We start from the raw sequence: 1,049 nt of genomic DNA on the forward strand, positions 1-1,049 counted from the left end.
GGAGGATGCCGAGGGGCGCCGGGCGCTGTGGGAGCGGCTGCAGTTCGCGCTGGACGGCGAGCCCGACCCGTGGTTCGAGTCGAGCCAGGCTGCGGTCGACGTGCGGCAGTTCACGCCGCTGCAACCGCGAACCGGAGCACTGGTTTGAAAAGACGTCTCTTCGTCGCCTCGACCGCCTTGATCGGCCTGGGCGCACGCGCCCAGGTGAGCGATCTCAACGACGCCATCAACAAGGCAGGACGCCAGCGCATGCTGTCGCAGCGTGCGAGCAAGGCCTACCTGGCACTGTTGCACAACGTGGAAGCGCGCAACGCCCGGCAGGTGCTGGATCAATCCATTGCCTTGTTCGAGCGCCAACTGGTGGAACTCAAGAGCTTCGCACCCAGCGCCGCCATCCGCGGCACCTACGACACGCTTGGCGCTGCCTGGAGCGATTTCAAGAAAGAACTGACAAGCCCCACGCCGAGCAAGGCCGACGCAGCCAAGGTCGTCAAGCTGGACGCCGCTGTGCTGGCCCTGGCGCACCAGGGTACGGTGCAATACGAAGCGGCCTCGGACAAGGCGGTGGGCAAGCTGGTCAACATCGCGGGTCGCCAGCGCATGCTGTCGCAACGCATGGCCAAGTTCTACCTGGCCAGTGCCCTGCAGATCGACCCGGCCGGCAGCGCGGCCGAGATCGCCAAGGCGCGCTCGGAGTTTGTTGCAGCACTGGAAATTCTGCGGAGTGCTCCCGGGGACACGATGCAGATCAAGGAAGAGCTGATGCTGGCCGACGCACAGTGGGTGTTCTTCAACCACGGCCTTCAGCGCCTGGAGGGCACCGGCACGTCGCCCAAGCTCATGTCCGACGTGTTCGTCACCAGCGAGAACCTGCTGGGGATCATGGATCGCATCACCGGCCTCTATTCCAACCTCAAAACCTAGAGAGAGGTACCCATGACCGACTGGACAACCATCTGCCGCGTCGAGGACATTCCGGTGCTGGGGGCGCGGCGCGTGAGCCGGCCTGCGGGCGTTGGGGTGGCGGTGTTTCGCAACAGCCAGGACGA

The 1,049-nt window shown here is 65.1% G+C and carries 1 protein-coding gene and 1 pseudogene; both read left to right on the forward strand.

The features are described from left to right. Positions 1 to 144: 144 nt before the first annotated feature. Positions 145 to 924 carry a type IV pili methyl-accepting chemotaxis transducer N-terminal domain-containing protein gene (locus ACSFA8_RS27170; protein ID WP_435482564.1) on the forward strand — a complete coding sequence of 260 codons (780 nt, stop codon included), beginning with the start codon at positions 145 to 147 and terminating at the stop codon, positions 922 to 924. 12 nt (positions 925 to 936) lie between these two features. Further along, positions 937 to 1,049, forward strand: a pseudogene (locus ACSFA8_RS27175) (nitrite reductase small subunit NirD); the annotation flags it as partial.

It is taken from the genome of Variovorax nitratireducens (genome assembly GCF_051216545.1).
In the GTDB taxonomy this organism is placed as follows: domain Bacteria; phylum Pseudomonadota; class Gammaproteobacteria; order Burkholderiales; family Burkholderiaceae_C; genus Variovorax.